At 42.3% G+C, this 10,506-nt stretch carries 11 protein-coding genes and 1 pseudogene; 6 read left to right on the plus strand and 6 right to left on the minus strand.

Annotated features, from left to right (window positions below; translation table 11 throughout):
* Positions 1–357: 357 nt before the first annotated feature.
* Together ACEW80_RS21430 and ACEW80_RS21435 are read right to left on the minus strand one after the other, a co-directional pair.
* Positions 358–813, minus strand: a complete 456-nt coding sequence (locus ACEW80_RS21430) for a pentapeptide repeat-containing protein (protein ID WP_373528530.1) — start codon at positions 811–813, stop codon at positions 358–360.
* 465 nt (positions 814–1,278) lie between these two features.
* Positions 1,279–2,142 carry an alpha/beta fold hydrolase gene (locus ACEW80_RS21435; RefSeq protein ID WP_373528531.1) on the minus strand — a complete coding sequence of 288 codons (864 nt, stop codon included), beginning with the start codon at positions 2,140–2,142 and terminating at the stop codon, positions 1,279–1,281.
* A 209-nt stretch (positions 2,143–2,351) separates the two neighbouring features.
* Between ACEW80_RS21435 and ACEW80_RS21440 the strand changes: the two genes are divergently transcribed.
* The 3 genes from ACEW80_RS21440 to ACEW80_RS21450 are packed head-to-tail and all read left to right on the plus strand — an operon-like array spanning position 2,352 to position 4,787.
* Complete coding sequence (locus tag ACEW80_RS21440; RefSeq protein ID WP_373528540.1) at positions 2,352–3,167, plus strand: DUF1206 domain-containing protein; 816 nt, start codon at positions 2,352–2,354, stop codon at positions 3,165–3,167.
* A gap of 33 nt (positions 3,168–3,200) precedes the next feature.
* The gene (locus ACEW80_RS21445; protein WP_373528532.1) at positions 3,201–4,355 is read left to right on the plus strand and encodes a glycoside hydrolase family 10 protein; all 1,155 of its coding nucleotides are present in this window, start codon (positions 3,201–3,203) and stop codon (positions 4,353–4,355) included.
* Positions 4,356–4,367: 12 nt separating this feature from the next.
* The gene (locus ACEW80_RS21450) at positions 4,368–4,787 is read left to right on the plus strand and encodes a DUF2358 domain-containing protein (RefSeq protein WP_373528533.1); all 420 of its coding nucleotides are present in this window, start codon (positions 4,368–4,370) and stop codon (positions 4,785–4,787) included.
* On the opposite strand, the gene ACEW80_RS21455 is transcribed toward ACEW80_RS21450, so the two are convergent.
* The 4 genes from ACEW80_RS21455 to pheS all read right to left on the minus strand — a co-directional run bounded on the left by ACEW80_RS21455 (position 4,675) and on the right by pheS (position 7,492).
* A complete protein-coding gene (locus ACEW80_RS21455; RefSeq protein ID WP_373528534.1) occupies positions 4,675–5,484 on the minus strand; it encodes a DUF6602 domain-containing protein in 810 nt (269 codons plus the stop codon). The genes ACEW80_RS21450 and ACEW80_RS21455 overlap by 113 nt on opposite strands.
* A gap of 249 nt (positions 5,485–5,733) precedes the next feature.
* On the minus strand, positions 5,734–6,075 hold the full coding sequence (locus ACEW80_RS21460; RefSeq protein ID WP_373528535.1) for a DUF4926 domain-containing protein: 342 nt from the start codon (positions 6,073–6,075) through the stop codon (positions 5,734–5,736).
* Positions 6,072–6,404, minus strand: a complete 333-nt coding sequence (locus ACEW80_RS21465) for a DUF6883 domain-containing protein (RefSeq protein WP_373528536.1) — start codon at positions 6,402–6,404, stop codon at positions 6,072–6,074. The genes ACEW80_RS21460 and ACEW80_RS21465 overlap by 4 nt, the downstream gene beginning before the upstream one ends.
* 95 nt (positions 6,405–6,499) lie before the next feature.
* Complete coding sequence (gene pheS / locus ACEW80_RS21470; protein ID WP_373528537.1) at positions 6,500–7,492, minus strand: phenylalanine--tRNA ligase subunit alpha; 993 nt, start codon at positions 7,490–7,492, stop codon at positions 6,500–6,502.
* A 238-nt stretch (positions 7,493–7,730) separates the two neighbouring features.
* On the opposite strand from pheS, the gene surE reads away from it, so the two are divergent.
* The 3 genes and pseudogenes from surE to ACEW80_RS21485 form a co-directional block, all read left to right on the plus strand.
* Positions 7,731–8,528, plus strand: coding sequence for a 5'/3'-nucleotidase SurE (gene surE / locus ACEW80_RS21475; protein ID WP_373528538.1), 798 nt, complete (start codon positions 7,731–7,733; stop codon positions 8,526–8,528).
* A 286-nt stretch (positions 8,529–8,814) separates the two neighbouring features.
* Positions 8,815–9,711 carry an MBL fold metallo-hydrolase gene (locus tag ACEW80_RS21480; RefSeq protein WP_373528539.1) on the plus strand — a complete coding sequence of 299 codons (897 nt, stop codon included), beginning with the start codon at positions 8,815–8,817 and terminating at the stop codon, positions 9,709–9,711.
* A gap of 244 nt (positions 9,712–9,955) precedes the next feature.
* Positions 9,956–10,506 (plus strand): annotated as a pseudogene (locus ACEW80_RS21485) (bifunctional riboflavin kinase/FAD synthetase); the annotation flags it as partial.

Below are 10,506 nucleotides of genomic sequence, written 5' to 3' on the forward strand. Positions count from 1 at the left end.
ATGTTTGAAAAGTCATCCAACGTATGTTTGACTACTCTGGCTATCGAGAAGTTAAACGAGATAATGAGAGTTATGGGACTTGCGATCACTTCTCTAAGTTGCATTTAAGGCTCAAGCTGACACTTTTCAAACAACCTCTAAAAGAGCTTTTCAGACTATATTGGCTTAATTACAAATCCTAATAAAAAACCCCCTCTGCCTTTGTCATAGTAGAGTGATTACAAGGCAGAGGAGTTTCATTTTTTATTTTTGTAGAGGCAGGTTTTAAGAATAATACTGGTAAAAAACCAGTTCCTCTGATTTAAAACCTGCAAAAACCTATGTTGTGTTTATTTTAACCTGCCTACTGAGTTCAGCCTATTTCCAATCGGGAATCTCGGCATCTTCACCACCAATACCAATTCCAGTGTTAAATATTTCTGCATCAGTGAGATTGAGATCATTCATTGATGCTTTATACACATTAGAATCGTGAATCGTGGCGCGAGTAAAGTTCACCCCGTTGAGATTGGTTTGCTTCAAATTCACATTGCTTACATAAGCTGATGTTAGGTTAGCACCTGCCAGGTTTGCACCAGTTAAGTCAGCACCTTCGAGGTTAGCCCCTACAAGGTTGGCTCCTTGGAGCTTCGAGCCTCTCAAGTCAGCACCAATTAAATGAGCGCCACTGAGGTTAGCTCCCGATAGATCACACTGGGCACATTCGCCAGTTGAAAGCAGCTTTTGTAAGTCCTGCGGATTATCGGCTCTAACCAAGCTAGTGAAAAATAGGGGAGTTGCTAAGGCAATGGCCGCTAATAGCTGGAGTTTCATAATTTTCCCCCTTAATAATCAAGTTGCGTCCGTTCTGTCCCTCACGACTCTATTATCTCACTAAACTTCGTGAGGTCAATCTATCTATGCCTTCAGAAGTTGGTTGTGAGATCAAAGAACGATGATAGCGAAAGAAAAAATGCCATTTATTCGGTTTTTGGACGATTTTTAGTCGATAAACCTTAAAAACTGTCAGTGTTAAATCACTGTTAAATCTTTTTAAAAGCTTGCACTACTCGCTATAATTTGGCTCGTTTAATAAGTATTTATACTTTATCAATTGATTGCATAACATAAAACAATCCTATTTGAGTTATGAAAATTATCGAACCGCCAACGCGCAGCGTCTCGTAAAGCCTGCGGCATAGCTACCCTTAGGGCGCAGCCTCTAGTAGAGAAGAGATGAGGAGAAACAGAAAACTTCATAAATCATTCAGGACTGCTATATTAACAAATACTCTTAGGTTAAGTCTTTAGAAATTCTCGCATATACTGATTGACCAACTCAGGCTGTTCTTGCTGCACCCAATGGCCACAATTAGGAATGTACTTGATTTGAAAGTCCCTGACATAGGCTGCGGTATCGTAGGTTAGTTCCATGCCGAGTGCAGTGTCATTTTCTCCCCAAATCATCAGTGTGGGCACTTGCAGAACGCCCCAATTTGGATTTAACATTTTTTGTTGAAAAATATTGCGGTAGTAGTTCAACATTCCTGTGAGGGCACCGCGTTTTGCAGCAGCATCTTTATAAGCGTCAATATCCGCTTTAGTGAAAGCATTCTTGTTAACTGCTGTATCTTTAAAAACCGCTTCAATTGCTTGGTAGTCTGAAGATTGTAAAAATAATTCTGGTATCCACGGTAGTTGAAAGATAAATATATAGTAACTACGCAGCAACTGTTCGACGGTGCGTAAGCCTTGGGCAAATTTAGCAGGATGAGGCAGATTAAGTATAATTAATCGCTCTAACATTTCGGGGTGAGTGTATGCAAAATTCCAAGCGATCGCACCACCCCAATCATGTCCAACTAAAACACACTTTTGGTATCCTAATGCCTTAATTATTCCCTCAACATCTTTGATAAATTCGTTCATTACATAAGCTGATTGCTCTGTTGGTTTATCACTATCGTTGTAGCCGCGTAAGTCAAGGGCGACGACTTTAAAATCTTGGGCAAATTCTGGTATTTGATGCCGCCAAGAGTACCAAAATTCAGGAAACCCATGCAACATCAAAATTAAGGGACCTTCACCTTTGGTAACGTAGTGTAGTTTCACCCCATTGGTAATTATATATTCGTCTTTCCAAGAATGTTCTATTACAGACATAATTAATCAATTTTTAGTTTTTAAAACATTAAATAATAATACTGTATTTTAGCTTTCCTGTAAGATTATTTGCAACAACGTAACATCTGTTGAAAGACAGTATTTAGATAGTGATTTTTAGCATAAGTGTTAGACAACTTGCCTTAAGATAGATGTGAATTGTGGGTACATACTGATAAGATGTAGACATAATTATAACCATGCTTACCATGACACAACAGTTGACACACGATGCTTCATTGTGGGTTGAGCGACTGGCACGATTTGGCTATCTTTCCAAAGGAGTAGTTTACGCGATCGTGGGATTGCTGGCAGCACAAGCAGCTTTTGGCCCAGGTGGTAAAACAACTGATACCCAAGGCGCTCTCCAAACAATCGTCAACCAGCCATTTGGTAAGTTTTTGCTGGCTTTGGTTGCCATTGGCTTGATTGGATACGTAATTTGGCGTTTTGTGCAGGCAATTAAAGACCCTGAAAATAAAGGTAACGATGCCAAAGGTTTGGCAATGCGAATTGGTTACGCAATTAATGGCGTGATTTATGCAGGTTTAGCTTTAAGTGCTGTAAAACTCGTCATGGGTACAGGTGGCGGCAAAAATAGTAATTCTACCGAAGATTGGACAGCACGCTTGCTCTCTCAACCCTTTGGTCAATGGTTAGTTGGAACTGTGGGGGCGTTTATAATTGCTCTCGGCTTCTATCAGTTTTATCAAGCTTTTAGTGGCAAATTTCGTAAAGAACTCAATTTAACTGAATTAAGCAATATAGAAACTGAATGGGTAATCAGCATTTGCAGATTTGGTTTAGCGGCACGAGGTATAGTATTTTGCATGCTCGGCTGGTTTCTAATCCAAGCAGCAAGGCAGTCGAACGCCTCTGCCGCAGGAGGTTTGGATGAAGCATTACAGACGCTAGCCCGACAGCCTAACGGAGCATGGCTTCTAGGTATTGTGGCGTTAGGTTTGGTTGCCTATGGGATTTACACAATAATCCAGGCACGGTATCGTCGGCTAGTTAATGTTTAGAGGGTGCAGCGCAGAAAATTTCAGTTTCGGAAAATGGCAATCATAGAAATGCGTGGTATCTGGCTGACTACTACTGATAGTAAAGTTCTCAGGTCAAAACAACGTATTGCTGAGGCGATGGATTTCCTTGCGGAGACGGGATTTAATGTAGTGTTTCCCGTTGTTTGGAATAAAGCAGTAACTTTGTATCCTAGTCGCGCAATGCAGCAGACCTTTGGAGTCGAAATTGACCCGATGTGTGTAGGACGCGACCCTTTAGAAGAAGTTGTGGTTGAGGCGCGGCGAGTTGGGTTGAAAGTCATTCCTTGGTTTGAATACGGCTTTGCCAGTTCCTACAATTTGAATGGCGGTATGCTTTTGCAGAAAAAACCGGAATGGGCTGCGCGTGACTGTGATGGTAACTTACTGAAGAAAAACGGCTTTGAATGGTTGAATGCACTCGACCCACAGGTGCAGGAATTCTTGTTAAACTTGGTGCTGGAAGTTGTGAAGAATTATGGTGTAGATGGTGTCCAAGGTGACGATCGCTTCCCGGCATTACCTTGTGAAGGTGGCTATGATCAGGGAACTGTTGCACGTTATCGCCAGCAATTTGATCACAATCCGCCCCAAAACCCCAAGGACAGACAATGGTTACAGTGGCGTGCAGATATTCTCACTGACTTCTTGGCGCGTCTCTACCGAGAGGTGAAAGCAGTTAATTCTAACTTATTGGTAGCGATCGCACCTAATATCTATGATTGGGCATTCCAGGAATATCTGCAAGACTCACCCACATGGCTGAAGCGGGGAATAGTTGATATAATTAACCCGCAGATTTATCGCCGTGATTTTAGAAGTTATAAGGCGATCGCTGATAAACTAGTAAACCAGCAGTTCACAGATGCGACACTGCTCAAGTTAGCGCCGGGAATATTGATGAAGCTTGGCAGTTATTGTATTAGTCCAGAATATCTGGTGCAGGCAATTGAATACAATCGCCAACTTGGTATTCAAGGAGAGGTTTTCTTTTTTTACGAAGGTTTGAGAGAAAATAACAATACCCTAGCTAAAGTTTTGCGAAATGGGCTTTATGCTAAGTCTGCATCATTTCCCACTCTGTCAGATTTGAGTGCGGGTAGTGTGAGTAACAAGAGGACATCTTCTATTTGGCGAGGTGTGGAGACGTTGTTAAAAAAGATTTTTTAAGGGAAAAGGCGCGTGGAATTTAAATTTCTAGTGGAACGGGTAATTAAGACTCTCAAACAGGATTTACCAACACTTTTTGAAAAAGATATTTCCTACGACATTTATACACAGGATATCTATTTTAAAGACCCGGTGAATACATTCAAATACAAATTTAACTATCGCATTATATTTTGGACTTTGCGATTTCACGCTCGGCTATTTTTTACCCAAATTTACTTTGATGTGCATGAAGTTTCTCAGTCAACACAAGACACGATTTTAGCCAAATGGACGGTGCGGGGAGTGTTGCGCGTTCCCTGGAAAGCAAGGTTGCTTTTTAATGGTTATTCAACGTATAAACTAAACCAAGATAATTTGATATACGAGCATAAAGATAGAATCGAAATAGTGTGCTGCCTGTATCAGGAACAGCTGTTACTCTCAATTTAGAAATACTTCTAGCATCACTATTCCTAAAATAATGTCCTTGTACTGTAGATGGTAGTAACCCATCTTCACAAGGTAGTATCAACCCTTGATTGAGAATAACAATAAAATTAGGCCAAACTGACGGCGAATTTTGCAGCATAAACTTCTCTACGCTTTTTACTAAAGTCACCCACTTCAATTTTTTACATTCATACACAAATAAAATTCCAAATCTCTCTTCTGCACCCTCAAGACCTTTAAAGGATGCTATATTTTTTAAACCATGATCAACATCTTCTTGAGAACTTATTGTTGATTTGACTTGGATAACACCGTATACAGATTCGATAGCTAAAAAAGCGAGGCTTGAATAGCTGACTAACGTAGGACTATTAAGTGCATCATAGATTGCTATATCAATTTGCTCAGTTTGATGTCCTGTTTGAGAAACAACACGGACACTTGATTTTGAAACACCATATTTCAAGGGAAGGTAGCCTGTTTTAGATAAAAAATCCCGCAAAATTTCTTCTCGAATAGCACCCAAATCTCCTGGATGGTGTATGTGGGATGAGCGCTTATATTTGCTGATAAGGTCTTCCTGAATTAAAGCAAATTCTCGCTCTAATCCCTGAAACTCTGTTGATTGCTCTCGAAGCTTTTGAGTTTTTGCTTTTAATTCTGTAATTAAGCGAAGTGTGTTATCTGGAGGTGTCATTTTTGTAAAAGCAGATCAAATCTAAAACAATAAATTCACCTTTAGATGAATTTACAAACTAGTTCACTAAGATTGTACCAAAAATAAATTTGCAGTTAGTCTTCCTAATTATTTGACTTAGCAGAGCTTGATGTAATCTTTTCTCCGGCTTTTAGTACTTGCTCTGCGGTTAGTTGTAATTCTTTTAAGATGGTAGAAGCGATGTCTACGACGGGCTACGCCTACGCCGAAGAGTTTCTCGCCAAATACTTAGGTGGGAGATTTGAACCTACTCTGATGTTCAGACTCTTCTTTTTGCAAGAGAAAATCGAGATAGTCTTGTAATTGCAACAGCTTCGTTCCAGATAGTTGGCGTAACTTGGCTAAAATCATTTCTTCCTGCTGCCACTGGGCAATGGGGATAATTTGAGATGCTGGTACTTCAATCGTCACATGGGGCAGATCAAACCCTTCCAGGCTATACCCGTCCTCTTCCCCTTCCGGCATGGGGTAATGTTCCACAATTGTTGCAATATTCCCTCGCTTCAGGTTGTATTCTGGTAAGTCCTGCGCTAAGGCAACTTGGGAGAATAGGGGGTGCTGTACCTTCATGAGTTGGCTCCTTGATCTGGCACTAAGGTAACAAATTTGGTTGTATCGTTTGCAACCATCCAAATGGTCAAGATATTGAGTTCAACGCCATTAATTCCTCGCAGACACGCACAAATGACATACTTCTGACCATAGCGAGTTGTTTTGATCGCCTCGGCAGGTTGCGTTAAAACTTGAGTGCGTAGATCCCGTTCCAGTTGTTGCCAGTTGTCTAGTGTATACCCAGCCCTAGCCAGAAATTTAGATTTATCGTCTTTTGGCAAGGGTACAAGCAGATACTTGGTTAGCTTTTCTTCTGCGATTATTGCATCCTGCGGTAAAAAGACCATTGGCTCATGGCATGAATTTTGGATGGGAATTATTGACTACATTTTACTCTGGGATGCTGGGGTTTAACGCCTGATTATTTAAAGCGATCGCTTACCTAAAATTGCTGCAAAAATCGCAAATCGCTAGCATATAAACGACGAATATCATCGATTTGATGTAACACCATTGCAAAGCGCTCTACACCAAAACCGGCAGCAAATCCAGTATAAATTTCTGGGTCATAACCCACAGACTTAAGTACATTTGGATCAACCATACCGCAGCCCATCACCTCCAGCCAGCGCCCATTCCACTGCAAATCTACCTCAGCGGAGGGTTCGGTAAACGGGAAATAACTGGCGCGGAAGCGAATTGGTAACTCGCCAAATATTGCTTGTAAAAATACCTTAATTGTGCCTTTAAGGTCTGTAAAAGTTAGTCCCTCATCAATCGCTAAAAGTTCTATTTGATGGAAAACTGCTGAGTGAGTCGCATCTACATTATCCCGCCGATAAACTCGCCCTGGAGCAACGACCCGGATCGGTGGTTCTTCTCTTTCCATGTAACGAATTTGTACTGACGAGGTATGAGTGCGGAGAAGATTACCATCTGGCAGGTAGAATGTATCCTGCATATCACGGGCGGGGTGATCAGGCGGGGTATTAAGAGCCTCGAAATTGTAGTAATCTGTTTCCATCTCTGGCCCTTGAGCCACGGTGTAACCCATACCAACAAAAATATCCAGCGCCCGGTCGATAATACCATTGAGGGGATGAATGCGACCTTGGGGGCTGTAAATTCCCGGCATAGTTACATCCAGAGTTTCAGCCTCTAGCTGAACCTGAATTTGCGCGGCTTCCAAGGCGGCGCGTTGCTGGTCTAGACTAGTTTGCAGGGACTCTTTGACTGTATTGGCGATCGCCCCAATTATTGGTCGTTCCTCTGCGCTCATCTGCCCCATACTTCGCAACAGTGCCCCTAGTTCCCCTTTCTTACCCAGATAGTTAACTCTGAGTTCCTCCAGACGTTCTAAGGTATCAGCGGCTGCGATCGCTTTTTCTCCTGACTGCCGCAGTGCTAAAAGTTGAGCTTCTAAATTGCTAGTCATTTGTTATTGGTCATTAGTCATTAGTCATTAGTCTATAGTCAAAAGCTGTCAACTGCTCGATAAATAAACTTACAGCTATGCCATTAACATTAACATCTCAATTAACCAGATAAAGGGTTAGACAAGTTGCTCTAAGCAACTTGTTAAAAGTAGGCAAACTTCCGTCACAGTATACTAGTGAGTATGTATGTTTTTTTACTGCCTGTGACCAATGACCAATGACCAATGACCAATGACTATGAAATTACTAATTAGCAATGATGACGGCATTTCTGCCTTAGGTATTCGTACTCTAGCCAACTACTTGGCTGAGGCAGGTCATGATGTGACTGTAGTTTGCCCAGATCGAGAGCGATCGGCAACTGGACATGGCTTAACTCTACACCAACCCATTCGCGCCGAAATTGTTGAGGAGATTTTTCATCCCGCTATCAAAGCTTGGGCTTGCGATGGTACGCCTTCAGATTGCGTCAAATTGGCGCTGTGGGCTTTGCTCTCGACTCCCCCCGATTTGGTTCTCTCTGGCATTAATCAAGGTGCAAATTTGGGAACTGAAATTTTGTATTCCGGTACTGTTTCTGCGGCAATGGAAGGTCTAATTGAAGGCATTCCCAGTGTAGCGCTGAGTCTTACTAGCCACACCTCTAAAGACTTTCAACCTGCTGCTAAGTTTGCCAAAATTCTCGTAGACCAGTTAGCCCAAAAACCGCTGCCAGATTTAATGTTGCTCAATGTCAATATTCCTGCTCTTAAGTGGGAAGAAATTACCGGAGTTACTCTTACCCGTCAAGGAGTGCGGCGTTACATTGATGTGTTTGATAAACGAGTTGATCCTCGTGGTAAAACATACTACTGGTTAACCGGAGAGGTAATTGAGGATGTAGAACCGCCAACCGGATTAAATCTGCCTCAAAATGTACCGACAGACGTGGCTGTTGTACGTAAAAACTATATTAGTATAACTCCATTACAATACAATCTTACCTACGCAACTGGACTAGATAAATTGTCTGAGTGGGAATTCAATTTTTCGTGAATCATTTGATTTATTAGGAAAAACTGGGGTTATTCAAATGCATCACACAAAAATGTAGGCTATAACGTAGGGGCAAGCTTAAGATAACTGATACGCATACACCCCAAAAATGGGAAAATTCTACTTGAGAGTATCTCATCTACATTTACACAATCAGCCAGAAACAGGTTATGCTGTTTTACCAAGAAATCCTCCTTCTCTCACAATCGGTTAGACAGCATAAACTTAGACAAAATAAGTAACAATTTTTCTATTTATCGCCCGCTCAGTCCAGCAAGTAATACCTATGTCTAGGATAGAGAACCAATTTACCGTACAATTTTGGGGCGTTCGCGGCAGCATCCCCACTCCAGGTCCATACACCGTTCGTTACGGCGGTAATACCCCTTGCATATCGATGCAAGCGGGCGATAAACGCTTAGTTTTCGATGCTGGCACGGGACTACACGTTTTGGGGCAATCTTTGTTGCGCCAAATGCCATTAGAAGCTCATATCTTTTTTACCCACTCTCACTGGGATCATATGCAGGGTTTTCCCTTCTTTACTCCAGGTTTTGTGAAAGGAAATGACTTTCATATTTACGGCGCGATCGCACCTGATGGTTCTACCATAGAACAGCGCCTCAATGACCAAATGCTCCACCCAAACTTTCCCGTACCCTTGCAGATTATGCAAGCCAATTTAAATTTCTACGACATTCGACCGGGGCAACCAATACACATCGATGACGTTACCGTAGAAACAGCACCTTTAAACCATCCAGGTGAAGCCGTAGGATACCGCGTCAACTGGCGTGGTGGTGCTGCTGCTTATCTTACTGATACCGAACATTTTCCCGACCGACTCGATGACAATGTGCTGTGGCTAGCTCGTAATGCCGACATTCTGATTTACGATTCTACCTACACAGACGAAGAATATCATTCTCCAAAATCTCCTAGAATTGGTTGGGGACATTCTACTTGGCAAGAAGCAGTGAAAGTGGCACAAGCTGCTAATGTCAAAACTCTGGTGATTTTCCACCATGACCCCGCACACGATGATGACTTTTTAGATTGTGTAGGAAAACAAGCAGCAGCGAAATTTCCGGGCGCCATCATGGCACGAGAAGGAATGGTACTTCAGGTTCCCACCTTAGTTTCCTTATCAGAATCTTTTCCTGTTAGCAAGTTTTCTAGCTAAGGTTGCGATCGCAGGTATTGGAGATTTTAGATTAGATTGGTGATCAGAAGCTTTCAGCGCGAGAGCGTACCTGTTGGCTGCACAGTGAGACAGCGCTGCCCAGAGTTGTTGGAGCGCCGAACACAGCAGAAGGGCAACAATAGGAGGACAGATTGGTACTAGAAAAGCTGTCCTCCTCAAGGCGGTTTACCATAAGGTAGCTTCCTGCTGATAGCTAAAATAAACCTAAAATCTCAGAATCCACGTGCTAAATTTGTCTCAAAATAGGTGTTCTGTGTGGGTTGCTTCTTCGAGCGAAGGGCTGCTAACGCCGACTGCTGTTGCGCTTGGCAAGTTTGATGGTGTTCATCTTGGTCATCAAAGGGTAATTCAACCAGTCTTGCACGCTGGTAGTCAGTTCTCAGTTGCCAGTAGTCCGCAGTCAAAGGAAAATCAACAACTAACAAATCAAGAATATATTTACTCAACAGTTGTCACCTTTGATCCCCATCCACAGGAGTTTTTTACGGGGCAACCCCGGACTTTGTTAACGCCACTAGATGAAAAAGTCCAACAATTGCGATCGCTTGGGGTAGAACAACTGGTGCTACTACCCTTTGACAAAGAATTGTCTGCTTTGACCCCCGAAGAATTCGTTGAAAAAATTCTAGTTCTTCAACTGCGATGCCAGCAAATTAGTATCGGGGAAGATTTTTGTTTTGGCAAAAAGCGCAGTGGTACTGCCAAGGATTTGCAACTAATCGCCGCTAAACACAATATCCCCGTTACCATCGTACCCTTGCAAACTTATACAGG

The organism is Nostoc sp. (assembly GCF_041747015.1).
Lineage (GTDB): Bacteria > Cyanobacteriota > Cyanobacteriia > Cyanobacteriales > Nostocaceae > Nostoc.

Bases quoted from the DNA above. Each gene is read 5' to 3' on its own strand.
- ACEW80_RS21430 (WP_373528530.1), bottom strand. From the start codon at position 813: ATGAAACTCCAGCTATTAGCGGCCATTGCCTTAGCAACTCCCCTATTT.
- ACEW80_RS21435 (WP_373528531.1), bottom strand. From the start codon at position 2,142: ATGTCTGTAATAGAACATTCTTGGAAAGACGAATATATAATTACCAAT.
- ACEW80_RS21440 (WP_373528540.1), top strand. From the start codon at position 2,352: ATGACACAACAGTTGACACACGATGCTTCATTGTGGGTTGAGCGACTG.
- ACEW80_RS21445 (WP_373528532.1), top strand. From the start codon at position 3,201: ATGGCAATCATAGAAATGCGTGGTATCTGGCTGACTACTACTGATAGT.
- ACEW80_RS21455 (WP_373528534.1), bottom strand. From the start codon at position 5,484: ATGACACCTCCAGATAACACACTTCGCTTAATTACAGAATTAAAAGCA.
- ACEW80_RS21460 (WP_373528535.1), bottom strand. From the start codon at position 6,075: ATGAAGGTACAGCACCCCCTATTCTCCCAAGTTGCCTTAGCGCAGGAC.
- ACEW80_RS21465 (WP_373528536.1), bottom strand. From the start codon at position 6,404: ATGGTCTTTTTACCGCAGGATGCAATAATCGCAGAAGAAAAGCTAACC.
- pheS (WP_373528537.1), bottom strand. From the start codon at position 7,492: ATGACTAGCAATTTAGAAGCTCAACTTTTAGCACTGCGGCAGTCAGGA.
- surE (WP_373528538.1), top strand. From the start codon at position 7,731: ATGAAATTACTAATTAGCAATGATGACGGCATTTCTGCCTTAGGTATT.
- ACEW80_RS21480 (WP_373528539.1), top strand. From the start codon at position 8,815: ATGTCTAGGATAGAGAACCAATTTACCGTACAATTTTGGGGCGTTCGC.